The organism is Novosphingobium sp. TK71, assembly GCF_055361505.1.
Genome location: NZ_CM143962.1, coordinates 3,248,548 through 3,272,210 on the forward strand (window position 1 = coordinate 3,248,548; position 23,663 = coordinate 3,272,210).

The 23,663-nt window shown below is 66.3% G+C and carries 29 protein-coding genes and 1 tRNA gene; 9 read left to right on the top strand and 21 right to left on the bottom strand.

Features of this window, described 5'->3' with window-relative positions; genetic code table 11:
• Positions 1 to 5: 5 nt before the first annotated feature.
• Positions 6 to 2,534 (bottom strand): ABC transporter permease, encoded by a 2,529-nt coding sequence (locus ACXJ16_RS15350; protein WP_463920903.1) that lies wholly within the window; start codon positions 2,532 to 2,534, stop codon positions 6 to 8.
• Entirely contained in the window at positions 2,527 to 3,264 is a 738-nt protein-coding gene (locus ACXJ16_RS15355; protein ID WP_324699078.1) for an ABC transporter ATP-binding protein, read from the bottom strand. Before ACXJ16_RS15355 ends, ACXJ16_RS15350 begins: the two co-directional genes overlap by 8 nt.
• Before the next feature lie 37 nt (positions 3,265 to 3,301).
• Between ACXJ16_RS15355 and ACXJ16_RS15360 the strand changes: the two genes are divergently transcribed.
• Positions 3,302 to 4,033 carry an arylesterase gene (locus ACXJ16_RS15360; RefSeq protein WP_420719848.1) on the top strand — a complete coding sequence of 244 codons (732 nt, stop codon included), beginning with the start codon at positions 3,302 to 3,304 and terminating at the stop codon, positions 4,031 to 4,033.
• A gap of 228 nt (positions 4,034 to 4,261) precedes the next feature.
• Here ACXJ16_RS15360 and recF read toward each other — a convergent pair whose 3' ends face one another.
• Both recF and ACXJ16_RS15370 read right to left on the bottom strand, forming a co-directional pair.
• A complete protein-coding gene (gene recF / locus ACXJ16_RS15365) occupies positions 4,262 to 5,365 on the bottom strand; it encodes a DNA replication/repair protein RecF (RefSeq protein WP_324696897.1) in 1,104 nt (367 codons plus the stop codon).
• A 53-nt stretch (positions 5,366 to 5,418) separates the two neighbouring features.
• The gene (locus tag ACXJ16_RS15370) at positions 5,419 to 6,258 is read right to left on the bottom strand and encodes a queuosine precursor transporter (protein ID WP_185998650.1); all 840 of its coding nucleotides are present in this window, start codon (positions 6,256 to 6,258) and stop codon (positions 5,419 to 5,421) included.
• A 98-nt stretch (positions 6,259 to 6,356) separates the two neighbouring features.
• Here ACXJ16_RS15370 and ACXJ16_RS15375 point away from each other — a divergent pair.
• From ACXJ16_RS15375 to ACXJ16_RS15390, 4 genes are all read left to right on the top strand, one after another.
• Positions 6,357 to 6,433 (top strand) — tRNA-Arg (locus ACXJ16_RS15375).
• Positions 6,434 to 6,691: 258 nt separating this feature from the next.
• A complete protein-coding gene (locus ACXJ16_RS15380; protein WP_463920904.1) occupies positions 6,692 to 7,687 on the top strand; it encodes a bile acid:sodium symporter family protein in 996 nt (331 codons plus the stop codon).
• A 52-nt stretch (positions 7,688 to 7,739) separates the two neighbouring features.
• Positions 7,740 to 8,102, top strand: a complete 363-nt coding sequence (locus ACXJ16_RS15385; protein ID WP_243692639.1) for a CAP-Gly domain-containing protein — start codon at positions 7,740 to 7,742, stop codon at positions 8,100 to 8,102.
• Between the two features lie 135 nt (positions 8,103 to 8,237).
• Complete coding sequence (locus ACXJ16_RS15390) at positions 8,238 to 9,500, top strand: MFS transporter (RefSeq protein ID WP_324696890.1); 1,263 nt, start codon at positions 8,238 to 8,240, stop codon at positions 9,498 to 9,500.
• Between the two features lie 63 nt (positions 9,501 to 9,563).
• Here ACXJ16_RS15390 and ACXJ16_RS15395 read toward each other — a convergent pair whose 3' ends face one another.
• From ACXJ16_RS15395 to ACXJ16_RS15430, 8 genes are all read right to left on the bottom strand, one after another.
• A complete protein-coding gene (locus ACXJ16_RS15395; protein ID WP_132469151.1) occupies positions 9,564 to 10,367 on the bottom strand; it encodes an NUDIX hydrolase in 804 nt (267 codons plus the stop codon).
• A gap of 391 nt (positions 10,368 to 10,758) precedes the next feature.
• Positions 10,759 to 11,088 (bottom strand): Grx4 family monothiol glutaredoxin, encoded by a 330-nt coding sequence (gene grxD, locus ACXJ16_RS15400; protein ID WP_054434738.1) that lies wholly within the window; start codon positions 11,086 to 11,088, stop codon positions 10,759 to 10,761.
• 30 nt (positions 11,089 to 11,118) lie between these two features.
• Entirely contained in the window at positions 11,119 to 11,352 is a 234-nt protein-coding gene (locus ACXJ16_RS15405) for a BolA/IbaG family iron-sulfur metabolism protein (RefSeq protein WP_054434740.1), read from the bottom strand.
• 23 nt (positions 11,353 to 11,375) lie between these two features.
• The gene (locus tag ACXJ16_RS15410) at positions 11,376 to 11,699 is read right to left on the bottom strand and encodes a DUF1476 domain-containing protein (protein ID WP_185998654.1); all 324 of its coding nucleotides are present in this window, start codon (positions 11,697 to 11,699) and stop codon (positions 11,376 to 11,378) included.
• A 109-nt stretch (positions 11,700 to 11,808) separates the two neighbouring features.
• Positions 11,809 to 12,408 (bottom strand): 3-isopropylmalate dehydratase small subunit, encoded by a 600-nt coding sequence (leuD, locus tag ACXJ16_RS15415; RefSeq protein ID WP_132469150.1) that lies wholly within the window; start codon positions 12,406 to 12,408, stop codon positions 11,809 to 11,811.
• On the bottom strand, positions 12,408 to 12,572 hold the full coding sequence (locus ACXJ16_RS15420) for a hypothetical protein (protein WP_165913233.1): 165 nt from the start codon (positions 12,570 to 12,572) through the stop codon (positions 12,408 to 12,410). The genes leuD and ACXJ16_RS15420 overlap by 1 nt, the downstream gene beginning before the upstream one ends.
• A 7-nt stretch (positions 12,573 to 12,579) precedes the next feature.
• Entirely contained in the window at positions 12,580 to 14,013 is a 1,434-nt protein-coding gene (gene leuC / locus ACXJ16_RS15425; protein WP_054434744.1) for a 3-isopropylmalate dehydratase large subunit, read from the bottom strand.
• A gap of 101 nt (positions 14,014 to 14,114) precedes the next feature.
• Positions 14,115 to 14,486, bottom strand: a complete 372-nt coding sequence (locus ACXJ16_RS15430; protein ID WP_054434780.1) for a hypothetical protein — start codon at positions 14,484 to 14,486, stop codon at positions 14,115 to 14,117.
• Positions 14,487 to 14,802: 316 nt separating this feature from the next.
• Between ACXJ16_RS15430 and ACXJ16_RS15435 the strand changes: the two genes are divergently transcribed.
• The 3 genes from ACXJ16_RS15435 (at position 14,803) to ACXJ16_RS15445 (ending at position 17,227) form a co-directional block, all read left to right on the top strand.
• Positions 14,803 to 15,324 (top strand): sterol desaturase family protein, encoded by a 522-nt coding sequence (locus ACXJ16_RS15435; RefSeq protein ID WP_054434746.1) that lies wholly within the window; start codon positions 14,803 to 14,805, stop codon positions 15,322 to 15,324.
• 247 nt (positions 15,325 to 15,571) lie between these two features.
• Positions 15,572 to 15,817 (top strand): hypothetical protein, encoded by a 246-nt coding sequence (locus ACXJ16_RS15440; RefSeq protein WP_463920905.1) that lies wholly within the window; start codon positions 15,572 to 15,574, stop codon positions 15,815 to 15,817.
• Positions 15,818 to 15,835: 18 nt separating this feature from the next.
• Positions 15,836 to 17,227: a L,D-transpeptidase family protein gene (locus tag ACXJ16_RS15445; protein ID WP_463920906.1), complete on the top strand. Its 1,392-nt coding sequence runs from the start codon at positions 15,836 to 15,838 to the stop codon at positions 17,225 to 17,227.
• A 10-nt stretch (positions 17,228 to 17,237) separates the two neighbouring features.
• Here the strand turns inward: ACXJ16_RS15445 and ACXJ16_RS15450 are convergent, their stop codons facing one another.
• Together ACXJ16_RS15450 and ACXJ16_RS15455 are read right to left on the bottom strand one after the other, a co-directional pair.
• Positions 17,238 to 17,597, bottom strand: coding sequence for a YbaN family protein (locus tag ACXJ16_RS15450; protein ID WP_054434752.1), 360 nt, complete (start codon positions 17,595 to 17,597; stop codon positions 17,238 to 17,240).
• Positions 17,594 to 18,010 carry a SufE family protein gene (locus tag ACXJ16_RS15455; protein WP_054434754.1) on the bottom strand — a complete coding sequence of 139 codons (417 nt, stop codon included), beginning with the start codon at positions 18,008 to 18,010 and terminating at the stop codon, positions 17,594 to 17,596. Before ACXJ16_RS15455 ends, ACXJ16_RS15450 begins: the two co-directional genes overlap by 4 nt.
• Positions 18,011 to 18,088: 78 nt before the next feature.
• On the opposite strand from ACXJ16_RS15455, the gene ACXJ16_RS15460 reads away from it, so the two are divergent.
• Positions 18,089 to 20,152: an NAD(+) synthase gene (locus ACXJ16_RS15460; RefSeq protein ID WP_463920907.1), complete on the top strand. Its 2,064-nt coding sequence runs from the start codon at positions 18,089 to 18,091 to the stop codon at positions 20,150 to 20,152.
• Positions 20,153 to 20,667: 515 nt separating this feature from the next.
• Here ACXJ16_RS15460 and ACXJ16_RS15465 read toward each other — a convergent pair.
• From ACXJ16_RS15465 to ACXJ16_RS15495, 7 genes are all read right to left on the bottom strand, one after another.
• The gene (locus tag ACXJ16_RS15465) at positions 20,668 to 20,907 is read right to left on the bottom strand and encodes a hypothetical protein (protein WP_185998657.1); all 240 of its coding nucleotides are present in this window, start codon (positions 20,905 to 20,907) and stop codon (positions 20,668 to 20,670) included.
• A complete protein-coding gene (locus ACXJ16_RS15470) occupies positions 20,904 to 21,251 on the bottom strand; it encodes a hypothetical protein (RefSeq protein WP_054434782.1) in 348 nt (115 codons plus the stop codon). Before ACXJ16_RS15470 ends, ACXJ16_RS15465 begins: the two co-directional genes overlap by 4 nt.
• A gap of 19 nt (positions 21,252 to 21,270) precedes the next feature.
• Positions 21,271 to 21,567 (bottom strand): hypothetical protein, encoded by a 297-nt coding sequence (locus tag ACXJ16_RS15475; protein ID WP_132469149.1) that lies wholly within the window; start codon positions 21,565 to 21,567, stop codon positions 21,271 to 21,273.
• The gene (locus tag ACXJ16_RS15480; RefSeq protein WP_463920908.1) at positions 21,564 to 21,860 is read right to left on the bottom strand and encodes a hypothetical protein; all 297 of its coding nucleotides are present in this window, start codon (positions 21,858 to 21,860) and stop codon (positions 21,564 to 21,566) included. Before ACXJ16_RS15480 ends, ACXJ16_RS15475 begins: the two co-directional genes overlap by 4 nt.
• A 28-nt stretch (positions 21,861 to 21,888) precedes the next feature.
• Entirely contained in the window at positions 21,889 to 22,314 is a 426-nt protein-coding gene (locus ACXJ16_RS15485; protein WP_054434762.1) for a PspC domain-containing protein, read from the bottom strand.
• Between the two features lie 161 nt (positions 22,315 to 22,475).
• Positions 22,476 to 23,330 carry a phage shock protein PspA gene (gene pspA, locus ACXJ16_RS15490; RefSeq protein WP_463920909.1) on the bottom strand — a complete coding sequence of 285 codons (855 nt, stop codon included), beginning with the start codon at positions 23,328 to 23,330 and terminating at the stop codon, positions 22,476 to 22,478.
• Entirely contained in the window at positions 23,327 to 23,527 is a 201-nt protein-coding gene (locus ACXJ16_RS15495; RefSeq protein WP_054434766.1) for a hypothetical protein, read from the bottom strand. Before ACXJ16_RS15495 ends, pspA begins: the two co-directional genes overlap by 4 nt.
• Positions 23,528 to 23,663 lie beyond the last annotated feature (136 nt).

The window sequence follows — 23,663 nt, forward strand, 5'->3', positions numbered from 1 at the left end:
GGGCTCTACAACTCCCGTAGAGCCCTTGCGGGTTTCGCCCGCAGCAGCGGCAGCGAACCGGCCAGGGCAAAGCTCACGATCAGCACCAGTCCGGCGCCGAGCACGGCCAGGATGCGCGGCCAGTCCGGCAGCCACTCGAATTCGAAGAGCTTGACGATGACCGCCCAGGCCATCGCGCTTCCCGTGGCCAGCGCGATGACTGCCAGCACCCCGGCGATCAGTCCGTATTCGGTGATTTGCAGGAGCAGGAGCTGCCCCCGGCTCGCGCCGAGCACGCGCAGGATCACGTTGTCGTAAGTCCGGCTGGCGCGGGCGGCGGCGATGGCGCCAAGCAGCACGGCCAATCCCGCCAGCACGGCAACAGAAGCGGCGGCGAGAATGGCCAGCGTCATCTGGTCCAGCAGGTCGCGGGCGTCGCGCAGCAGGGTTCCGGTCTCGATCACCGAACTGGAGGGAAAAGCGCGGACGAGCATGGGCAACAGGCCTGCCGTGGCCTTGCCGCGCGGAAGCTCGATGGTGGCGGCAAGGTTGTGCGGCGCATCGGCGATGGCATTGGGCGAAAACACGAGGACGAAGTTGAAGCCCAGCGTATCCCAGTCGATCCGGCGCAGTGCGGCGATCCGGGCAGTGCGCTCCACGCCGAGCAGGCCGACGGTCACATAGTCGCCGACTTTGAGGCCCACGGTCTGGGCGAATTTTTCATCGACGGAAACCAGCGGCTCGCCGCGGTGGATCTCGGGCCACCACTTGCCGGACGTGACGGTGCTGCCTTCGGGCACGCCGACCGAATATGTCAGGCCGCGCTCGCCCTTCAGGGCCCAGGCATCTTCGGGAATTTCCTTCAGGTCGGCCACGCGGGTCATGTGATCCCTGGGGCCATAGGCGAGGATGCGGCCGCGCAGGTTGGGAACCATGCGGACAACCGCTCCGGGGACCTGGGCCTTGACCGTGTCGCGAAATGCCCCGGCCTTGTCCTTCGGAACGTCAAGCACGAAGAAGTCCGGCGCCCGGGCGGGGACGGTCCTGCGGATATTGGCGTCGAGGCTTGTCTGGACGGCAGCGATCAGCACGAAAGCGGAGAGACCGAAGCCCAGCGCGGTGACGAGGGCGCCGGTCTGGGCTCCCGGGCGGTGAAGATTGGCGAGCCCCGCGCGCAACATCGGGTCGCGAGGCCGGGGCAGGCGGGCCGCAAGAGTGCGGATGCCGGTGCCGATCAGTGCCAGCAGTCCGAGCAGGGCGGCGGCTCCGGCAAGGAACCCGAGCGTTACCAGCGGCTGCGCGGCATTGAGCAGCGCCAGCGCGACGATGGCGCAAAGGCCGAGGCATACCGGCAGCAGCCACGCCTTGGAATTGCCTGCAAGTGGAGAGACCCGCGCCCGCATGAGCGCCATCGCCGGAAAGCTGCGTGCCCGCGCAAGCGGCGGGGCAGCGAATACCAGCGCCACCAGCAGGCCATAGGCCATTGCCGTCAGCAATGCTGCGGGCGATATGGTGAAGCCGGTATCGACGGGCAGCAATGCGCCCAATGCCTGTGCCAGCAGCGGCGTTACCAGAACGCCCGCGAGCAGCCCGGCAAGGCTCCCGGCCAGCGCGGCCGCGCCGACCTGAAGCACGTAGATTCTTGCGATGTCGCCGCTGGTCGCGCCCAGCACCTTGAGCGTCGCGATCGAGGTGCGACGGGCTTCGAGATAGGAGGATACACCGCCGCCGATCCCGATTCCCGCGATCGCCAGCGCTGCGAGGCCGACGAGCGCGAGGAACTGGCCCATCCGGCTGACGAAGCGCTGGGTGGATGGCGATGCGGCGTTACGGGTGCGGGTTTCGAAGGCATCGTCTCCGAACTGCTTTGCCAGCGCATCGATCACGATTTCCGGGTCCCGCTGCGGATCGGCGAAGCGGACGCGCGTGGCGCTGCGGTACATCGCGCCTGCCGTGGTCAGCCCCGCGCGTTCGGGAAGATCGAGCGCGGAGATCGCCGAATCGCCCAGTGCGAAGCCTTCGGACAGCTTTTCGGGGTCGCTGGCGATGATGCCGCCGATCCGCTGGTCTACCCCGCCGAGCGATATCCTGTCGCCGGTCCGCGCGCCGAGCCTTGCGGCGGTTCCTTCGGAAAGCCAGACGCTGCCGCGGGGCGGCGCGCCGACCTTGCGGCCGTCCTGAAGCTCCAGCCGGCCATAGAGCGGCCAGTTGGTGTCCACGGCCTTGAGCGCGACAGGTGCCGTCAATTCGCCCTTGCGGGCGATGGCCTGCAGGCGCAGCCCCGGCGAAACCTTGCCGTAGCGGGCAAGTGCCTTGATCTCCTCCTGGGACAGACTGCGCTGCCAGGTCCTGAGTTCGATGTCGCCGCCGAGAACTTCCCTGCCCCGCGTCGTCAATTCGCGGTCGATGGAGCCGGTCAGGGTGCCGATGGCGGCGATCGCGCCGACGCCCAGGAACAGGCAGACCAGCAGAAGCCGCAGGCCCCTGAAGCGGGCGGAAAGATCGCGACGGGCGAGTGTCCATGCCGTTCGCCACGGCAGCGCGCGGTCAGGCAAGGACGGAATCCGTGCCGCGGGCTGCAAGCGTGTCTCTCGCGATCCTGCCGTCAGCCAGTGCCACCACCCGTTCGCAATGTCCGGCAAGGCCTTCGTCATGCGTGATGATGAGCAGGGTCGCTCCCGTCTCGGCGCGGCGGGCGAAGAGCAGGTCGATGATCGTGGCGCCGGTCGCCGCGTCGAGATTGCCGGTCGGTTCGTCCGCGAAGACCAGCGAAGGGCGGGGCGCCAGGGCGCGGGCAATGGCGACACGCTGTTGCTCGCCACCGGAAAGCTGGGCCGGGTAGTGCGAAAGACGGTGGCCGAGGCCGACCGCGACGAGTTCTGCCTCGGCTCGCTCGCGCGGATGGTCCAGCCCGGCAAGTTCGAGGGGAGTCGCCACGTTTTCGAGCGCGGTCATGGTGGGGAGAAGGTGGAAGGCCTGGAGCACGACGCCGATCCGCCCCCGCCTGGCGCGGGCCAGCGCGTCCTCGTCCATCGCCGCGAAATCCTGTCCGGCGATGCTCAGCGAACCGGAACTCGCCCGCTCCAGACCGGACAGCACCGCCATCAGCGAAGACTTGCCGGAACCTGAAGGCCCGAGCAGCGCCAGTGTCTGTCCTTGCGGGACGACGAGGTCGATGCCCTTGAGGATTTCGACCGCGCTTTCGCCGCTGCCGAGGGTGAGGCGCAGGTCCTGCGCACGAATTGAAGGGGCGGGGGGCTGGGAAGGATCGCTCACCTGCACCATATGGGTGGGCAAAGCCCCGTAGTTCAAGGAGAAAGCCTTGCGCGCTCACGCGAAAGTCCTGCTCGTCCCGTCGCTTCTGCTGCCGTTCCTGCTCAGCGCCTGCGACAAGGCGGCGCCTCCCGTGCCCGAGCAGACACGGAGCGCGGTCGATACGTCGCCCTCGATTCCCGTGATGGGACCGGAGCGACCGATCCTCGCCTTCGGGGATTCGCTGCTGGCGGGTTATGGCCTGGATGACGGCGAAAGCTACCCGGACCGGCTCGAACAGGCCCTTCGCGCACGGGGCGTGAACGCGAAGATCGCCAATGCGGGGGTTTCGGGAGACACGACGGCGGCCGGGCTGGAACGGCTCGATTTCACGCTGAAGAGCCAGTCTCCCAAACCGGAACTCGCGATCGTCAGCCTTGGCGGCAACGACATGCTGCGTTCGCTTCCTCCGGCAGAGACGCGCAGGAACCTCGAAGAAATCCTCAAGCGGTTGAAGGGGGACGGCATCCGCATCGTTCTGCTCGGGATGATGGCCGCACCGAACCTGGGCAAGGACTATGCGGCGAACTTCAATCCGATCTATCCGCAACTCGCACAGAAGTATGGCGCGGTTCTGGTGCCGTTCTTCCTTCAGCCGGTGATCGACAAGCCGGACCTCATGCAGAAGGACCATGTCCACCCGACCGCGATCGGCATCGATGCCATCGTCACCGCCACGGTGGACGACGTGGCGGACGCGCTTCCGAAGACTGCGGAGGCAAGTGCCGACCCTAGGTCGTAAACTCATAAACGGAACCATCGAGGCGCCCAAATGGCGAACGGCTTCGGCCCGAGATGGAAGCCATTTGGGCGTCCCTTCGGGATTTACCTTGCGGTGAACTACGTTTGACCAAAATGGCCCAGCGCCGCGTCAGGAAGGATTGAAATATCGACATATTCCAGCGCCTTCCCTTCTGGCGCTGAGCCATTTTGCCTCAAGCCTCGATGGTGTCGTTTATGAGTTTACGACCTAGTCCAGCCGGTGCACCGAACCCGAACTGACTTCCCACACGGCGGCCTCCCGGGCGATGGCATCGAAGGGGGCGAGTTCCGTGCCCGTCAGCCAGACTTGGGCCGATCCGGCGCGGAGACGGTCGAACAGAGCTTCGCGGCGAAGCGGGTCGAGATGGGCGGCAACTTCATCGAGCAGGAGCAGGCGAGGGCGTTGCTCCACACCGCTTTCCAGTAGCTGCGAATGAGCCAGCGTGATCGCGATCAGCATGGCTTTCTGCTCGCCGGTGGAGCATTCGGCGGCAGGCTGGCCTTTTCCTGCCATGGTTACGAGCATTTCGTCGCGGTGAGGGCCGGTCAAGGTGCGCTGGGCCGCGCGTTCGCGGGGGCGCCCATCGCGCAAGGCGCGGGCAAGGGCTTCGGCGTCGATCGGCCCGCCGGGCTGATAGGCGAGGGAAGGCCGCGCGAACGGCGATTCCGGTAGGGATGTGAGGGTTTCCTCAAGCCTTTGCACCAGTTCCGCGCGCGCTGCGGCAACCATTGCACCGGCTTCGGCCAGTTGCGTCTCGATTGCATCGAGCCAGCGCGGGTCGGGCGCGAGGTCGTCCGAGAGCAGGCGATTGCGTTCGCGCAGGGCATTGTCCAGCCGAGTGGCATGGCCGGCGTGATCCGGCCGGACCGCCAGGACCAGACGGTCGAGGAAGCGCCTGCGCGCGCCGGCCCCTTCCACGAAGATGCGGTCCATCGCGGGGGTCAGCCAGCCGATCGACAGCCATTCGGCAAGGCGCACCGCCGGAGCCTCGGCGCCGTTAATCTGCACGACCCTGCGGCCGGGACGTTCGGCCATGATGCCGGTTCCCAGTTGCACGGGTTCCTCCTCGGCCCCCGCCCCGGGCGTTGCCAGAGCGGCGCTTACCGCGAAGCCGCCGTCGAAGCCCTGCCCGGGCATGTCCGCCAGGCTCGCCCGCCGGAGTCCGCGTCCGGGCGAGAGCAGGGAGATGGCCTCCAGCACGTTGGTCTTGCCCGCGCCGTTTTCTCCCACGAGGAGGTTGAACTGAGCCGTGCCTTCCACCGCGGTCTCGCGGTGGTTGCGGAAACGGGACAGGAGGATGCGGTCGAGCATGGTCGCGCCGGACCTACCGGGGCGGGCCGGTCATGCCAAGCGGAAGGCGCGCTTTATTCGGGGGTTGCCGCGGTCTTGCGGGTCTTGGCGAAGGGCGAGAAGTCCACGTTGCTGTCGAACACGTCCACGCCTTCACGCTTTTTGAGCCAGCCGACGACCACGTAGGTCACGGGGGTCAGCACGACTTCCCAGCCCGTCTTGATGAGCCACTGGGTCAGCGCCAGCAGCGCGATGGAATGAGGGGTGAATCCGGCCACGCCAAGGAAGGCGAGCGGATAGAACAGCGCGCTGTCCACGCCTTCGCCGAACACCGTCGATCCGATGGTGCGGGTCCACAAGTGCTTGCCCTGCGTCATGACCTTCATGCGCGCCAGTACGAAGGAATTGACGAATTCCCCCGCCCAGAATGCGCAGACCGAGGCGAAGACGATACGCGGGGTCTGCCCGAAGATCGAATAGTAGGCCGCCTGATTGGGCGCGGTCACCTCCTTGCCGGCGACCGTATAGGTCGCCGAGGCGAGCGCCCATTCGGGGTTGGCGGGTATTTCCACCACGACCACGCTCATCAGTACCATGAACAGCAGTGCGAAGAAGCCCACCCAGATGCAGCGGCGGGCGTTGGCATAGCCGTAAACCTCGGTGAGCACATCGCCGATGATGTAGGAAACCGGGAAGAACAGCACACCGGCGCCGAATGTGACCGGCCCGATGAAGGGGAACGAGACTTCGGCCTGCTTGGCGGCGCCGATCAGGTTGGAGAGCAGCAGGATCACCACGAAGGCGACCAGCATATAGTCGAAATATCGGAAGTGGCGCCGGGCGCCGGCCATGCCGTCGATACGGGAAAGGCCTGAGCCCGAAATGCCGGGGCTTGAAGGGTCTGCTTCGCTCATCGGCTGTGCGTAACCTGCCACTGCAACGTCGCAAAGCACAACTTGCGCCGTCCATGCGGTTTGCGCCGGCGGCGAACCGCGCTATGGGGAGCCGGCGCGCGCCCGTAGCTCAGCTGGATAGAGCACGAGCCTTCTAAGCTTGGGGTCGCAGGTTCGAACCCTGCCGGGCGCGCCAATTCCCGCCAAAGTAGTCATTCCGCGCCGCGTAAGCGCGCTGCCGAGCCGGTGAACCCCTGCTCAGAGATGGCCGGTGCAATAGGCCAGCAGGAGAATGATCGGAATGGGCACGCCTATCAGCCACAAAAGTCCGGAACGCATGGTAGATCCTTTCCCGAGTTGTTGAGGAGATCAACCCGCCGCCGCGCGACTTGTTCCTCGCAAGGAGGCGCTTCGGGGGCTTTTGCCGGGCGCGGCAAGGCTTTAGAGAAGCGGGATGAATCGCCTGCTTTCGCGCCTGAACATCGACCCTTATCTTCTCCTGCTGGTCTCGACGGTGGGGCTGGCCTCGGTGCTTCCGGCGCGCGGGGTCTGGGCGGATGTGGCGGGCGGGGTGGCCGATGCGGGGATCGCGCTGCTGTTCTTCCTGCACGGCGCCAAGCTCTCGCGCGAGGCTATCCTCGACGGGGCGCGGGCGTGGAAGCTGCACCTGACGGTGGCCTGCCTGACTTTCGTGCTGTTCCCGCTGATCGGCCTTGGCGTGAGTGCCATTCCGGGCCTCGAACCCTCGCTGGCAACCGGGGTGCTGTTCCTGACCCTGCTGCCCTCGACGGTGCAGAGTTCGATCGCCTTCACCGCGATTGCCGGCGGCAACGTGGCGGCGGCGGTGTGCAGCGCCTCGTTCTCGAATCTTGCAGGCATTTTCCTGACCCCGGTGCTCACCGCGCTGCTCATCACCGGCAAGGCGCAGGGCTTCTCGACCGATCCGATCGTCACGATCTCGCTCCAGCTGCTGCTGCCGTTCGTGGCGGGGCACCTGCTGCGGCCGTGGATCGGGGGCTTCGTCCAACGGCACAAGAAGCTGCTGGGCTATACGGATCGCGGTTCGATCCTGCTGGTGGTCTATACCGCGTTCGGGGCCGCCGTGCTCGAGGGACTGTGGCAGAAGGTGACGCTTTCCGAACTGGCGCTCATCGCGGTGCTTTCGCTTGGGATTCTGGCGCTCGTGATGGTGCTGGGAAATGTGCTGGGCAGGCTGCTGGGCTTCAATCACGAAGACCGCATCGTCATCCTGTTCTGCGGCTCGAAAAAGAGCCTGGCGACCGGCGTGCCGCTGGCAGGCGTACTGTTTCCCGCCGCGCAGGTCGGCGCGATCATCCTGCCGCTGATGTTCTTCCACCAGATCCAGCTCATGGTCTGCGCCGTCCTCGCCCGAAGGCTCGCCGCCAAGGCCGAAGAGGGGAAGGGCGACGAGGCGCTTTCTCCGGCGTGATCGGGCCTTGCCACTTAAGGGTTGGTCAACCGGTTTGCGCCATAAGCAGACCATGAACCGCCCCTTCCTCCAGCGCCGCGCCGAACGACAGCCGATATCGCTGGCGGCACAATGCCGAGCGAACAATGGTTTGCACGATGGGGGGCTGCACGACGGGGGGGGCTTGCACGACGAGGGCGAGATTTCCGACCTTTCGACCGAGGGATGCTGCGTGCGAATCGCGGCGCCTTTCCTGTGTGTGGGCAGCCGTGTCGTAATCCGGCCCCAGGGTTTGGCAGGCATGACCGGCATCGTGCGCTGGCTCAGCGGCGACTTCGCCGGGATCGAGTTCGATCGCCCGCTCTTCGGCTCCGTGATCGAGCATCTGGTTCGGCTCCACCCCACGTTCGTGCCGGAGCGCCGCGCCATCGGCTGAGCGGTGCCTGGTTCGCCCCGGCGGTATCTTGCCGGGCCTCGGCCAATCTCCTCGTCAGCATCACAGGGCCACGTATCCTCCCCGGGACATAATGTCCGGCGCAAAGCCGGCACCTTCGTCTCTTGGGAGAGAGCCATGGCACATGCACCCGGTCAATCGCCGGATATTCCAAATCATCCGCTTGCCGTCCGCATGGGCGTGATCGCGGGCGTTTCGCACAATCTGGTGATCGGCACCGTGATGGGCTCCTTCGGGATCATGCTCGCTTCGGTGGAGCAACGGCTCGGTGTGAGCGCGGAAGCGGCGGCGGCCGGCATTCCGCTGGTGCTGGTCGGGTCCTGCCTGCTGGCGCCCTTCGTTGGCGTGCTGATGGCCCGGGTGTCGTTGCGGTTGCTTCTTCTGGCGGGCGCGCTGCTGACGGTGGGCGGCTACATGATGCTGGCCTTCACGCAAAGCTATGCTCTCTACCTCGTTGCCTACGGCCTGTTCTTCGGTCCGGCGCTCAGTCTGGCGGGCTCAGTCGGGCCGGCCACGCTCGTCACGCGCTGGTTCCACCGCAATCGCGGACTGGCGCTGGGCGTGGTGCATCTGCCGGTCGCCATCGCGATCATGCCCTGGCTGCTGCATGAGGCGCTCGACAGTTTCGCGCCTGGCACGCTCTATCTTGCCATCGGCCTCGTTGCGGGGGCCGTGATGATCCCGCTTTGCCTGTTGACGATCGACCATCCCCCCGGCCTCGAAACCGCTGCGCCCGTCTCGCCTGACCGTCGCACGTCGGACGGTTCGTTCAGCGTCGCGCAGCTGCTGGCCCGGCCGCGCTTCTGGGCGCTGTGCATCGCGGCGGTGGCGAGCATGACAAGTTCGGTGCTGCTGGGATCGCTTCTGGTGCCGATGGGCGAATCCTGGGGCTTCTCCCGTGCCGAATCGGCGCAGCTCCAGTCGATCATGTCGCTGGCCGGGATCGCGGGGTCGGTGCTGTTCGGCTGGCTTGCGGACAAGATCGGCGGCGGGCGTTCGCTGGCGCTGATCGGCTTCGATTGCGCGCTGCTCTGGGCGCTCCTGTTGCTGCACCCGCCTTTCGCCTTCACCGCCGTTGCGGTGGCGCTGATCGGAATGCATGGCGTCGGCGCGATCCCGACACTGGGGAGGGGGCTTTCCGACGCGTTCGGACAGGCGAGCTACAGCCGCGGGTTCGGCCTCAACTCCCTAATCAGTCTGCCCTTCGTTGCCTTTGCGGTGATCGGATCGGCAAAGGCTTTCACGCTGACCGGCAGCTACGATCTGGCGATCAAGGCGATGGTGGCCCTGTTCGTCCTGGCTATCGCTCTGGGGCTTTACGGGGCAAGTGGCCGCAAGATCGAGGGGCCGAACGCCTCGGCCGCGCCCGAGCCGGCCTGACGGGGCGAACCGGACCGGCGAGGTGCGCGGGGAACCTCGAGCCTTCCCTGCGCACCCTGCAGGTCAACCGCGATCGGCGCTGGCCTTGACCTGGCCCCGCACCGGATAGCCGTGGCCGTCCGGGATCATCAGCCATTCCTCGCCGTCCACCAGCTCTATCCGGGGATGGATGCGTTCGACCGGATGCCGGGCGATGTCCGCCAGCGCATCGTCGTGGTTCGCAAAGCGGGCCAGGCGCTCCAGATTGCGGCGCGTGGGGAATATGACCGAGATTTCCCCGCGATCCGCCATGTCGATGGCGTGGGAGGCGCTGGTCCAGAACAGGCGGGTGTTCTCCGTGGCATCCACGGTAACGTCCACCGCGCCGGTCCCGAGATCGGTGACGAAGAAGCGCGTATCGAAACCCTTGTCCCACGGCGGGCACCAGTGTGCATAGAGCGTGAGCCGCTCAGGCTCCAGCTCCCAGCCGAATTGGGCAAGGACCGGGGCGAGGCGGCCGTCCTTCAGCAGCATGTGCCGTGCTTTCGCCGCAGCCGGTGCGCTTACCGGTTGCCGGACCGCGACCATCAGGCCGGTCTCCTCCAGCGTCTCGCGGATTGCGGCGATGCGCGCGGCGGCCAGTTCGATGGGCGCGTCCGGCATGAGGTTTGCCGCCAGATCGCGGTCGGCCGGATCGACCCGTCCGCCCGGAAAGACGGCGGCGCCGCCGGCGAAGCGCATTTCGCGGGCGCGCTGGACCATCAGCAGTTCAGGCGGTTGTCCGGCTGCTTCCCCTGCGGGCCGGCGGAAGATCACGAGTGTGGCTGCTGGCACCACGCTGGGGCCGTCCGCCGGCATCGGTTCGTTGCTGGGAGTGTAGACCGTCATCCCATGGCATTCGCGCGGGGGGCCATGGGAGGCAAGCGGAATTGTCCTGCCGGCCGGGCGGCAGGATGTGTCGCTCAATTTTACAGTCATGCTGCTGGAGGATGGCCGGCCGTGCAGGGAAATCCCGGAATTTCAAGGAAATCGGGAACTGGCACGGGTCATGCTTTGTTTAAAAGGTACCTCGAGTAGTTTCGACCGAGGCGGGGCCGAAATGTCTCCCGGCCCCGCCTCCCCGAGCATTCGGTTCCCAACATCGCCAGGGCGAAGGCCTGCAACGGGCCGGACAAGGCGCCGGACGCGCGCCATGAACGGCAAAACGCCCGGGGTTTCCCCCGGGCGTTCGGAATGCCTGTTTCGCGGAAGCGCTGGAAGCGCTGGAGGCGCCCGGCGATCAGCCCTGGGTCGCGAGCCCGGTGTCGATGAAGAGCTGGTGCAGTTCGCCAGCCTCGTACATCTCCATCATGATGTCGCTGCCGCCGACGAATTCGCCCTTCACGTAGAGCTGCGGGATCGTCGGCCAATCGGAATAGGCCTTGATGCCCTGGCGGATTTCCATGTCCTGCAGAACATCGACGCTCTCGTAAGGGGCGCCGAGCTGTTCGAGGATGGCGATCGCCCGGCTGGAAAAGCCGCACTGCGGAAACAGCGGCGTGCCCTTCATGAAGAGGACGATGTCGTTGTTCTTTACAATCTCGCCGATGCGGGCGTTGACGTCGGACATTTCAGAGTACCTTCAAACTGTGCCAACAAGTCAGTTGGGAACGGCGGTGGTGAGTTGCAAGGCGTGAAGCACGCCGCCCATGCGGCCGCCCAGGGCTTCGTAGACCATCTTGTGCTGGGCGACGCGGGGCTTGCCCGCGAAGGCGGCGCTGGTCACGCGCGCGGCATAATGGTCGCCGTCTCCGGCAAGATCGGTGATCTCGACCGAAGCATCGGGCAGGGCGGCGCGGATCATGGCTTCGATTTCGCTGGCGGACATCGCCATGGCGGGGTTCCTTTTCGTTCGACTTACGCTTCGCCGAGGAAGGCGCGGCGGGCCTCGACCTGCTTGGCTTCGAGCGCGGCGCGGATTTCCCCTTCCGAAGCATCGACGCCCGCGGCGATAAGGTCGCCCAGCAGCTTGCGGATCACGTCCTCGTCGCCGGCTTCCTCGAAGTCGGCCTGGACCACGGCTTTGGCGTAAGCCTCGGTCTCGGCGGTGGAGAGGTCCATCCGGACGGCCGCCCATTCGCCCAGCAGGCGGTTGCGGCGCGCCTGGATGCGGAACTGGGTGTCGGCATCATGCACGAACTTAGCCTCTTCGGCGCGCTCGCGATCCTGGAAACTCGTCATTCGGACAACCTCGGTTAGGGCTTTATCCTGCCGATAGGGTGCGAAGCGGACGGGGGCAATGCCGATTTGCGTTACCGCGTCCCGGACCGGGTCCGGGACGACGGCCGCGTCACACGGTTGCGGGAGTTTTCGCCAGGAACGGCAGCTCGTTGCGCGCCTTGGCCTCGTGCGCCGAAATGGCATCGCCCTGCGCCATGGTCAGGCCCACTTCGTCGAGGCCGCCAAGGAGGCAGTGCTTGCGGAACGGATCGATCTCGAAGCTGTAGCGGTCCTGGAAGCGCGTGGTGACGGTCTGCGTTTCAAGGTCGATGTCGATCGGATCGGTTTGCGCCACTTCCATCAGACGGTCGATCGCCTCCTGCGGCAGTGCCACGGTGAGGATGCCGTTCTTGAAGGCATTGCCCGAGAAGATGTCCGAGAAGCTCGGCGCGATCACGCAGGTCACGCCCATGTCGAGCAGAGCCCAGGCGGCGTGCTCGCGGCTGGAGCCGCAGCCGAAGTTGTCGCCCGCGATCAGGATCGGCGCGCCCGCGAACTCGGGGTCCGCAAAGATGTTGCCCGGTTCCTTCTTCACCGCCTCGAACGCGCCCTTGCCCAGCCCTTCGCGGGTGATGGTCTTGAGCCAGTGCGCCGGGATGATGACGTCGGTGTCGACGTTCTTGCGGCCGAACGGGATGGCCCGCCCGGCGACGTGGGAGATCGCCTGCATCAATCGGTCTCGGGGGCCTGTTCGGGATGCAGCGGCTTTTCGTTCGCGCGGGCCTTGCGGCGCTTCACGAAGAGCAGGGCAGCGGCGATCGCGGCCGAGCCGATAGCGGCACCGGCGGCGAGAGCGGCCTTGCTGGCGAGGTTGTTTTCGGGATCGTTGGACATGTCGTGCTTATCCTACCAGTTCGCGCACATCGGTGAGCTTGCCCGTCACGGCGGCGGCGGCGGCCATGGCGGGGCTCATCAGGTGGGTACGGCTGCCGGGGCCCTGACGGCCGGTGAAGTTGCGGTTGCTGGTCGAGGCGCAGCGCTCGCCTGCCGGAACCTTGTCGGGATTCATGGCGAGGCAGGCCGAGCAGCCCGGTTCGCGCCATTCGAGGCCCGCGTCGATGATGATCTTGTCCAGCCCCTCGGCCTCGGCCTGCGCCTTCACGAGGCCGGAGCCGGGGACGACGATCGCCCACTTCACGTTGTCGGCCTTGTGGCGGCCCTTGAGCACTTCGGCAGCGGCGCGAATGTCCTCGATGCGGCTGTTGGTGCACGAGCCGATGAAGACGTTCTGCACTTCCACGTCCGTGAGCCGGGTGCCGGGTGTCAGGCCCATGTATTCGAGGCTGACCTTGACCGCGTCGCGCTTGGAGGCATCGGCGAAGTCTTCCGGTGCGGGCACGAAGCCGCCGATCGCCGACGTGTCCTCGGGGCTGGTGCCCCAGGTGACGGTCGGCTGGATATCCTCGGCACGGATCGAGACGGTCTTGTCGAAAGTTGCGCCTTCGTCGGTCGCGAGGCTCTTCCACCAGGCCAGGGCCTTGTCCCAGTCCTCGCCCTCGGGCGCGTAAGGACGGCCCTGGACATAGGCGAAAGTGGTCTCGTCCGGTGCGATCAGGCCGGCGCGGGCGCCGCCTTCGATCGCCATGTTGCAGACGGTCAGGCGGCCTTCGACGGACATTTCCTCGAAGACGTTGCCGCGGAATTCGATGACGTAGCCGGTGCCGCCCGCCGTGCCGATCACGCCGATGATGTGGAGCACCACGTCCTTGGGGGTGATCCCGGCGCCCAGCTTGCCGTCCACGCGGACTTCGAAGCTCTTCGACTGCTTGAGCAGCAGGGTCTGCGTGGCGAGCACATGCTCGACCTCGCTGGTGCCGATGCCGAAGGCCAACGCGCCGATGCCGCCGTGGCAGGCGGTGTGGCTGTCGCCGCAGACGATCGTGGCGCCGGGCAGCGAGAAGCCCTGCTCGGGGCCGACGACGTGGACGATGCCCTGCTCGGCATCTGTGGCGTCGATATAGCGAATGCCGAAGGCGGGCGCGTTCTTCTTCAGCGCGGCAAGCTGCTGCGCGCTTTCGGGATCGGCGATGGGCAGCACATGCCCTGCCGCGTCCTTGCGGGCCGTGGTCGGCAGGTTATGGTCGGGAACCGCAAGGGTAAGATCGGGACGACGCACCGGGCGTCCGGCCACGCGAAGGCTCTCGAAAGCCTGCGGGCTCGTCACTTCGTGGACGAGGTGCCGGTCGATATAGATGAGGTTGGTACCGTCGTCGCGCGTGTCGACGACGTGGGCGTCCCAGATCTTCTGGTAGAGGGTGCGCGGTTTCGTTGTCATGGTGAAAGCGCGATTAGGCGCGCCGGACCCGCAATTCAAGGGGAACCGGCGCGCCTTTTCGCGCAACATTATTCGCTGGGCGATCAACTGGAGCTATTTGCTCAGCGGCGATGACCGTTGCGATCGTTCCGTTCCGCGTGGAGCGCGGCGTGTACGCGATTGATCTTGCTTTCGAGCGTCTGCATCTCGCGGGGGTTCAGTCCGCCGCGCGCGTAGCTGGCGTGCAGGCGCTGGATTTCGGCGGCATCCCGGCGCAGGCCGGTCGCTTCGCGCTGGCTGATCGTGCGGCGCGCGGCGGCGCGGTCGATCTGGCTGCGCAGGCCGGCGATGTCCGAGCGGATCTTCGCTTCGCGATTCGGCGTGTAGCGGGCAGCTTCGTGGCGCGGTGCGGCTTCGGCGATGCCGGGTGCGATGGCCGAGATACCCAGCGCGGCGACGAGGGCGGGAGCGATGAAACGGGCGATCTTGCGCATGGGACTTTCCTTCTCTTTCCGGGTCTTGTTCCGTGCATTCAGATTTAGTGCTGCGAACATGAACGGGAGAAGACTGACACGTCACAGTCCTGTCGGCATTTGTAACTAAGTGTCGCGGCTCTGCTCCGGTAAGCGAGCCGGGCGACCCGAAGGGAGAGGGTAGCCTGAAAGACAAGAAGGAATGCAGGGCAGCCGCGATGGCCCCGCGCTCTCGCGGTTGCATCTGCATTCCGGACAGGCCGCCTGACGCCGGACCTGACCCCCGGGCCCGACGCCGGACCTGACAAGCGCGCGAGGACAGGCTAGAAGCCGGTCCATGTCCATTCTTGCCGCCTGCCTTGTCGTGCTTGCCGCCGCCGCCGCGATGGAATTCGTCGCCTGGGCGAGTCACAAGTATGTGATGCATGGCTTCGGCTGGGCCTGGCACCGCGACCACCACGAGCCGCACGACGGCTTTCTGGAAAAGAACGACCTTTTCGCGCTGTTCGGCGCGGCGATCTCCATCGGCATGTTCGCGCTGGGATCGCCGCTGGTGATGGGCGAGGGGGCTTGGGAGCCGGGGACCTGGATCGGCCTTGGCGTGCTGATCTACGGCGTGATCTACACGCTGATCCATGACGGGCTCGTGCATCAGCGCTATTTCCGGTGGGTGCCCAAGCGCGGCTATGCCAAGCGGCTCGTTCAGGCGCACAAGCTTCATCACGCCACGGTGGGCAAGGAAGGCGGGGTCAGTTTCGGTTTCGTGATCGCGCGGGACCCGGCCGTGCTGAAGCGCGAACTGCGCGAGCAGCGCCAGCGCGGCATCGCCGTGCTTCGCGAGGCCGTGGACGAACGCTGAAGGGTGGGGCTTCTGTCCGCGTACCATGCCGCCGGGCACCCTGTTAATCTGGCGTACACTATCGAAATCGGCGTTTTTCAGGGGCTCGCGCAATCCGGCGCGAAAGTGCCACTATTCGTCTCTGCGCTGGTGGCCGCGCTATTTCCCTGATTCGCAGTCCCGATAAGCGTGGCAGGGTGTCAACGGGAGCTGCGACAGTCCCGCCTCTCCCAAGCTCCGACACGGACACGAACCGGGAGGACATCGCATGAAAAAAGCACTCATCATTCTCGCCGCAGCGGGGGGCATCGCCCTGGCCGGATGCGCGAGCAAGAAGGAATCGCTTCCTCCGCCGCCGCCGCCCGGCGCCGTTTCCGGATCCGTCGCGGCCGACCGCGATGGCGACGGCATCATCGACGGTTACTACACATCCGACGGCATCTATCACCCGAACTACACGCCGCCGCCGCCTCCGCCGCCGCCCGCTCCGACCCGCACCGGTGAACGCGGCTGAGGGCGAAGCAAGCACACGATGAATTTCCGCCAGTTTCCCTGCGGCCAGACCGGGGCCGCGCTGTTCGGCCTGGCCATCCTGACCATCGGTCCGGGCTTGATATCGACGGCTCTGGCTGCTCCGGCCAGAACAGGCGTAAAGGCAGGTGCGGCGAAGCCCGCGTCGGTCAGGGCCACTGCCCCCGGAGCCGGAACCACCGGCGCCGGGGCCATGGCAACGGCGCTGGCGATCCGGCATGAAGCTGGCGGAAAGATCGCGAAGTTCTACCAGGGCCGCGGTTTCCAGCCGGTCTGGGTTAGCAAGGGCCGCATCGGCGCGGATGCACAGGCGTTCCTGCGTTATCTCGACGAGGCGCAACTGGATGGCCTGAAGCCTTCGCGTTATGGCCCGGACAAGCTGCGCGAGGCGATCTGGCAGGCCAATCGCGGCGGTCCGGAGGACCTGGCCACTGCGGAAGTTGCGCTGTCCAGCGCCTTTGCGCGCTATGTGCGGGACATGCGCAAGGCCGGGAACGTGGGCATGACTTATGTCGGCAAGGGGCTCGCCCCGGCGAAGCTGGCTGACGATGCGATCCTGCGGGTTGCGGCGCTGAACGATTTCGGCGCCTATGTCGGCGGGATGGGCTGGATGAGCCCGCATTACCTGCGCATGCGCGACCTGCTGCGCGCCGCCGAAAACAAGGGTGCCGACGAGCGCACGATCGAGGTCGTGCGGCTCAATCTGGAGCGCGCCCGCGTGCTGCCCTCGGCGGCGGTCCGGCATATCGTGGTGGACGCGGCGACCGCGCGGCTGTGGTATTACCAGAACGGCAGGATGGTCGGCACCATGCGGGTCGTGGTGGGAGCCGAAAAGACGCAGACGCCGATGCTGGCAGGCTACATCAACTGGGCGATCTTCAACCCCTACTGGAATATCCCGGACTACCTCACGCGTGACAACGTCGCCCGCAAGATACTCTCCGGCCGCACGCTCAAGTCCATGAACATGGAAGTCCTGTCGGACTGGAGCGCCAATCCGCAAGTCGTCGATCCGGCGACGATCGACTGGCGGGCCGTGCAGGACGGCAAGGTGGACCTGCGCATTCGCGAACTGCCCGGTCCTGCCAATTCGATGGGCAAGGTGAAGTACCTGTTCCCCAACGACGAGGGCATCTACCTTCACGATACGCCCAACCGCGACCTGCTGGTCAAGGAGGACCGCCATCTCAGCAACGGCTGCATCCGCCTCGACGATGCGGAGAAGCTCGGCCGCTGGATGATGGGCAAGGCCTTCGACCGGCACGGCAAGGGGCCGGAACAGCCGGTGGTGATGCCGGCGCCGGTCCCGGTCTACCTCACCTATCTTACGGCCACGGCGACCCGGTCCGGCGTGGCGCTGCTGACTGACGTCTATGGCAGGGACCGGCGCTAGCGCCGCGATCCTATTCGGCGCGCGTCCAGATCCACGGGCCGATCGTTGCCAGCACCGCCGCCGGGATCAGGACCCAGGGCCAGCCCACGGTGAACCAGGTGAACGGGATCGAGGCGCTCATCGCCAGGATCGCGGAGACCTTGCCCTTGCGGCTGATCGCCCGGCGGTCTCGCCATTCGCGCAAGTTGTGGCCGTAATGCGGGTGGTTGTAGAGGCGCTCGGCCCATTCAGGATGGCTCTTGCCGAAGCACGCCGCCGCCAGCAGGTAGAACACCACCGTGGGCATCACCGGCAGGAAGATGCCGATCGTGCCGAGCGCCACGAAGAACAGGCCCGCCGCCATCCACAGAGGGCGGCCGAGCCGTTTCAAGACTGCTGGGTCGCGTAGCGCGCCGCCGTCTCGCGGATCAGCGCGATCATGTTCGGCACGCCCTGGGTGCGGTTGGACGAGAGCTGGTTCTTGAGGTCGAACGGTTCCAGCGCGGCGGCGATGTCGGTTTCCGCCACTTCGGCGGCGGGCTTGTCCTGCACGGCGGAGATCACCAGCGAGACGATGCCCTTGGTGATCGCGGCATTGCTGTCTGCCAGGAAGTGCAGCGTGCCGTCGTCCTGCGCCATCGGATAGACCCAGACGCTGGCCGAGCAGCCGCGCACTTTGGTGGCGTCCGTCTTCAGCGCGTCGGGCATGGGATCGAGTTCGGCGCCGAGGCCGATCAGCAGGCGATAGCGTTCATCGCCTTCGGAAAACTCGTATTCTTCGCGGATGTCGTCGAGGCTGCGCATGACCTGCCATTTAAGCGCGGCGCGGGGGAGGGCAAGGGGAAGTTGCCTCTCGCTTCCGATCCTGTCAGGGATTTGCCCATGAGTGCACATCCCTTTTTCTCCCATTCATTCTTCTCGGCGCACGAACACGGCTTCGTGCGCGTCGCCACGTCCACGCCCAAGGTCCGCACTGCCGATGTCGCCTTCAATCGCGACGCCGTGCTGGCAGAGGCGCAGCGCGCGCATGAGGCGCATGTGGACCTCTTGGTCTTCCCCGAACTGTGCCTCTCTTCCTACGCCATCGACGACTTGCACTTGCAGGCGGCGATGATCGAGGCGGTGGAAGCGGCCGTGGCGGAAATCGTCCACGCCAGCGCCGATCTCTCGCCGGTGCTGCTGGTCGGCGCGGCGCTGCCGCACAAGGGGCGGCTCTATAACTGCGCGCTTGCCATCGCGCATGGGCGGCTGCTGGGCGTGGTGCCCAAGTCCTACCTGCCCAATTACCGCGAGTTCTACGAGAAGCGCTGGTTCGCCAGTGGCAAGACGCTGAAGGGCCAGACCATCCGCGTGAACGGGCAGGACGTGCCCTTCGGCGTCGATCTGGTCTTCGCGTCGGAAGTGCTGCCCAACTTCCGCTTCTTCATCGAGATCTGCGAGGATATCTGGGCCGCGACCCCGCCCAGCTCGCACGGCGCGCTCGCCGGGGCGACGATCCTGTGCAACCTCTCGGCCTCTAACATCGTCATCGGCAAGTCGGACGAACGGCACCTGCTCTGCCGCTCGCAGTCCGCCCGCGCGACGGCGGCCTATATCTACTCGGCGGCGGGTCACGGCGAGAGCACGACCGACCTTGCCTGGGACGGGCAGGGCATCGTCTACGAACTGGGCGACCTTCTGGCCGAGAGCGAGCGCTTCTCGTTGGAGGCGGAACTGTGCATTGCCGACGTCGATGTGGACCGCATCGTCATGGACCGGATGCGCGTGCCCACCTTCAACGACGCGGCCGAAGTGGCGGGCAATCCCGACGAGACTTTCCGCACCGTGCCTTTCCGCCATGCTCCGGCGGGCGGCGACATCGGGTTGATCCGCCCGGTCTCGCGCTTCCCCTTCGTGCCCTCGCGCGCCGACAAACTCGATGCCGACTGCTACGAGGCGTTCAACATTCAGGTCGACGGCCTGATGCGCCGGATCGAGGCTACCGGCGCGAAGTCGATGGTGATCGGCATCTCGGGCGGCCTCGATTCGACCCACGCGCTGATCGTCGCCGCCCGCGCCTGCGACCGGCTGGGCCTGCCGCGCACCTTCATTCGCGGCTACACGATGCCCGGTTTCGCCACCAGCGACGGCACCAAGTCCAACGCCTGGAAGCTGATGAACGCCGTTGGCATCACTGCCGAGGAGATCGATATCCGCCCCGCGGCGACGACGATGCTGCAGGACATTGGCCACGCTTTCTCGAACGGCGAGCCCGTCTACGACGTGACCTTCGAGAACGTGCAGGCGGGCCTGCGCACCGATTACCTGTTCCGCCTCGCCAACCAGCACGACGGTTTCGTGATCGGCACCGGAGACTTGTCCGAACTGGCGCTCGGCTGGTGCACTTACGGCGTCGGCGACCAGATGAGCCACTACACGGTCAACGCGGGCGTGCCCAAGACGCTTATCCAGTACCTGATCCGCTGGTGCGCGACGACGGACCAGTTCGGCGCGGAGACCGAGGAGGTGCTGCTCGCCATCCTCGGCACCGAGATCTCGCCGGAACTGGTGCCCGCAGGCGCGGACGGCGCGATCCAGAGCACCGAGGCGAAGATCGGGCCTTATGAACTGAACGACTTCTTCCTGCACCACATCGTGCGCTTCGGACAGAAGCCCTCGAAAGTCGCCTTCCTCGCGCTCCATGCATGGCGCGATGCGGCGGCGGGGACGTGGCCAGCCGGCTTCCCGGAGGATCGCCGGAACGAATACGACCTCGCCACGATCCGGTCCTGGCTGGAGAAGTTCCTGCGGCGCTTCTTCGCCTTCAGCCAGTTCAAGCGCTCTGCCGTGCCGAACGGGCCGAAAGTCTCTTCCGGCGGCGCGCTGTCCCCACGCGGAGACTGGCGCGCGCCGTCCGATGCCAGCGCGGCGGTGTGGCTGGCGGAACTGGACGCGCGGGTTCCCTGAGCGCGGCGGGCCCGGACCGCAGACCCGAACCGCAGGCCCGGACCGAAGACATGGCAATGCACCCGCTGGCGAATGCGGGGTAACGCCGGAAGGGGGAGGCCCCGTAAAGCCTGATGAACATCGGGCCGGCGAGGGATGCCCGTCTGTGGAAGACCGGGCGGGAGTTCTGCCTGCTCTTGCGAATGGCCGGATAGCGGCAATGCCAGTCCGGCTCGGCCCTGTCGGAACGGTTCGGGTGCGACGGCGCGGGGCTCGCGTCGGCCTCGACCCAGGGTGGTCCGGGAAACCGCTCCGGCTTGGGAGCGGCGGGCCGGGCACGCGGATGAACCGGTCCGGTCGGACGGAGGGGTGCCTGGCCGAGGCGGATGCCCGCGCCTTCCGGCTTCCCTGCGCCGACCCGATACACCGCTGGCCCTTGCGCTTCGGGCCGAACGGATGGGCTGGGGTTATAACCTATTTGGTTAAATTTGTCAAGATCGGCCCCGGATCGCCCGGCGGCGTCAATCCCGGCGGCGTCAATCCCGGAGCGCGTCGATCTCGCGCGCGAGATCCCTTTCGCGGCGGTCGTCCGTGGCGATGCGTTCGAGCACGGCGATGCGCTTGCGCAGGTTCTCGACCTCGCTCTCCAGTTCGTGTTCGCGCTCGCTGTGGTCGTCCAGTCGGAAGCCCGGCTTTTCGCCCCTCAGCTTCTGCGCGCGCAGCCACGTGACCGAGGCTATCGCGAAAATGACGACTACGGCAGTCCAGAAACTCATTGCGTCACCTCGTGGCCGATCCCGTTGCGGGCTTCCCGCAGGCCTTCGATCTGGCGCGCTACATCATAACCCTGATCCGTGACAATCCGTTCGACGCTGGCGAGGCGGTCCTTTATCGAGCCGATCTCGGCACGAAGCTGGGCGTTTTCCTGGGTGAGGAGCTGCACCCGCGCCTGCGCCTCGCCGTCGTTCTTGGGATAGATCGCCTTGCCCCAGGAGTTTTCCAGCGGATAGCCGTGGCGCATGCGCAGCCAGTTGTTGAAGATCCATCCGCCCACGCCCAGCGCGGTGGCGGCAACGATCACCGGGGAGAGCACTTCCAGGGTTGCATAGTCGAGAGCCATGTCCGTCAGGTTCCCTTGTTCAGTTCGCGCGCGGCTCGCCGTCGGCGGTGCGCAGGGATTCGATCTGGCGCGCGGTGTCCCATGCGCCGTCGGTGATGATGGTTTCGAGCGCGCGCAGGCGGTTCTCGATCCCGGCATTATGCGTGGCGTGGCGGGCGGCCTGTTCGGCGGCGATCCGGGCGGACTGCCCCGCAGCGATCTCCAGCTTGCGTTCGAGGAAGGCGAGCCGCCGCTTGTAGGCCCCGGCAAGGATCGCGGAGATCGCGATCATGCTGGCCATGACGGCGGCAAGCCCCATGAAGTCCCCGAAGCTCACTGGCGGGTCGCCTTATCGACGGCGGTCTTCTCCACATCGCGCTTTTCCACTTCGCGAATGTCGCGCAGCGCCTCGATCTGGAGCGCGGTGTCGTAGCTGCCGTCGGTGATGATCCGTTCGAGCACGCGCACGCGCTCTTCCAGTTCCTTCGAGTGCGAGGCGTATTGCGCGGCCTTCTCGGCGGTTGCCTGGACCTGCAGTTCGGCCATCTTGCGCTGGTGGCGCGTCCAGATCGCAAAGCCGCCGATGATGAACGGTGCCAGCGGGATGAGCGCCCAGATCGAGTCTTCCATAATCGTGTCCCTGTTGCCCGTGCGCCTGTCAGCGCAGGCTGTCGATTTCGGCGGCGAGGCGCGAATTGCTGCTGGTGTAGTGCGCTTCCATCTCGGCGACGCGGCGGTCGATGTCCGAGAGTTCGCTGCGCAAGTGGCCCGAACGGTTGAGGGCGGAACGGCCGGAGGTGCCGCGCATCAGGTTATGGCCGAAGCCCTGCCGGTTGCGGCGGCGTTCCATGCGGCGCAGCAGGCGCTCTTCCTCGTCCTCGCTGTAGAGGCTCATCGGCCGCTTGTCCGCCAGCACGGCGACCGCGATGTAGATCGGGATCGTCACGAAGGAGACGAAGAAGGTGAGCATCACGGCCGCGATGCGGATCCAGAGCGTGTCGACCCCGGTATAGTCGGCGATACCGGAGCAGACGCCGGCGAGCTTGGCGTTCGACTTGTCGAGATAGAATTGTCCGCGTGACACTGGTTTTCCCTTTCCCCTTGCGGCTGACCCCGGACCTGGCCGGGCCGCCGCCGATGACGCTGGTGAGGCCTGCCGTCCCTTCAGGTCCGGCTGTCCCCGTTTTCCCGGTCATGGCCCTTCGCGGGCGGCATGCACCTGCCGGGATGCCAGGTGCGCCGCTGTTATTCCGATGTCGCCTTGCCGGCGCCCATGGCGCGCTTCATCTCGGCGAGTTCGGCATCGATCCTGTCGCCATCCTCGAGCGCGGCGATTTCATCGGCGAGCGAGGGCTGGCGCTTGTCGGACAGGCTCATCGCCTCGGCGCGGCCTTCGGCATAGTCGACGCGGCGTTCGAGCTGTTCGAAGCGGACCAGCGCCTCGTCCACGCGCTCGCTGGACAGCAGGGTGCGCAGCTTGACGCGATTCTCGGCGCTCTGCAAGCGGGCGGCGATCGAGGACTGGCGGCTGCGGGCCTCGCGCAGGCGGCTCTGGAGCTTCTCGATGTCCTCTTCGTAAGCGCGCAGGGCATCGTCGAGCACGGCAATCTCGGTGCGGAGCTGTTCGGCCATCTCGGCGGCCTTCTTGCGTTCGAGCAGGGCGGCGCGGGCAAGGTCCTCGCGGTCCTTGCTCAGCGCGAGCTGGGCCTTGTCGCCCCAGTCGGCCTGGAGCTTGTCGAGCTTGCCGACGTGGCGGCGCAGTTCCTTCTGGTCGGCGATGGTGCGCGCGCTGCTGGTGCGGACCTCGACGAGGGTTTCCTCCATCTCCAGGATGATGAGGCGGATCATCTTGCCCGGGTCTTCCGCCTTGTCGAGCATGTCGTTGAAGTTGGCGGCGATGATGTCGCGAGTGCGGGAGAAGATGCCCATCCTGGCGGTTCCTTTGATCGAGGCGGCATTGAATGCACGATTGAAACTGGCGGCCCTGTAACCCGGGCCCGAGGAGCCCTGATCGAACCGGTAAGCGCGTCCGGCGCCGAATGCCGGTGCGTCCGGTGCCGGGTTCTGCAGGATTTCGATTTCCGCGTCGAGCCTGCTCACTGCAGCGGAACTCCGCAGATCGGCGCCGCGGCGTGAGCCTTGGTGGCGAACTGGTCGCTCATGACGGCGAGGTTCAGCGTGCCCATGGCGAGCACGGCGGCGATGACCGCCCAGTCAAGCTTGCTGCGTGTCCCGGAACCGGCCTGCTGGAAGCTGGCCTGCTTGCGGTCGGCGATGCTGGCTTCGTGGAAAGGCATGTTTTCAAGTCCTTGCTTCGGGTCGCGTTGAATTTGTCCTTCACATCGCAAGGGGCGTGCCAAATTGCGCAGAGGGCGGATTTCCGCGATTTCAGGGACTTGCAGCGCGCGCCTGCAAAAGATGAATTGCCAATGA